This window comes from Allokutzneria sp. NRRL B-24872, from assembly GCF_002155965.1.
In the GTDB taxonomy this organism is placed as follows: Bacteria; Actinomycetota; Actinomycetes; order Mycobacteriales; family Pseudonocardiaceae; genus Allokutzneria.
In genome coordinates this window covers 1-971 of the sequence record NZ_MUMH01000297.1, presented here as the reverse complement: position 1 = coordinate 971, position 971 = coordinate 1, and the positions used below count along the sequence as shown (strand labels likewise).

Below are 971 nucleotides of genomic sequence, written 5' to 3'. Positions count from 1 at the left end.
GCGGCCGCGAGCGTTCGACGCGCGTGCTTCATCTTCCAACCTCCGCTGGGGTGTGTGGTGTGGGAACCACTGTCCTTCGCGGGAGGTGGGAAGTCCCTGAGGTTTTCCACCGAGCTGGGGTGGGGTTTTCCTCAGGGCGTTGCGGCGTTCGGCGTCAGGCGAAGAGCCGCTGGATGAACGTGATCACCGCCTGCGCCGCGTCCCGCAGCCAGCCGAAGACGTTCTGCACGCCGTTGGCCGCGCCCTGCGGGTCGTTGAGCAGCAGGTAGATCACCAGCGCGATGGCTGCGAGGGTGAGGATCTTCTTGACGTCCACCTCACACATTGTCCCCTACGCCGCTAACGACGTCATCTCTCCCCCGACAGAGATTGAGCACGCTCGCGGCCGGATCGGTGGCAACCCACTCCGCGCGGGAGGCGGAGCACCGGAGCGTCCACAGTGGACGCGCCGGGCTCAGCGGCTGTCGGAGTCGATCTTGTACTGGCCGTCGACCTTCGTGACGCGGACGACGCGCTGCTCGGTCCGGCCCTGGGCGAAGGTGACCTGGATCGAGACCTTCCACGCCTTGTCGGCGTCCTGGCCCGCTCCCCTGGCCGTGTTGGAGTACATCCGCGGGTACTGCTTCCAGTGGGCGTCGAAGTCGGCCCGGCTGCCGAAGGCCGCCTGCGCGCCCGCGCTCAGCATGTCCCACCGCTTCTGCAGGTCCGCGGAGCCGACGTAGTAGTCCACGATGAACTGCCCGGCCTGGCCGAGCTCGACAGGGCCGTCCGGCGCGGTGGTCGCCCCGGGAACGGCGGGTTTCGACGACGCGGACGAGGACGAGGACGAGCTGCCGCCGGAACCACCGGAGGCGCCGCCGGTGTTGCCCGAGCCCGAACTGCCGGAGCTGGCCGGGGTCTGGTCGAGCAGGCGGTACACGCCGTAGCCGCCTCCGCCGATGACGGCGACGAGCAGCAGCACGAGCAGGACC

General features: G+C 69.3%; 1 protein-coding gene and 1 pseudogene. Both read right to left on the bottom strand.

Features of this window, described 5'->3' with window-relative positions:
* Positions 1-154: 154 nt before the first annotated feature.
* Entirely contained in the window at positions 155-316 is a 162-nt protein-coding gene (locus CCN37_RS40540) for a hypothetical protein (RefSeq protein ID WP_168201052.1), read from the bottom strand.
* A 138-nt stretch (positions 317-454) separates the two neighbouring features.
* A pseudogene (locus tag CCN37_RS40535) lies at positions 455-971 on the bottom strand (hypothetical protein); the annotation flags it as partial.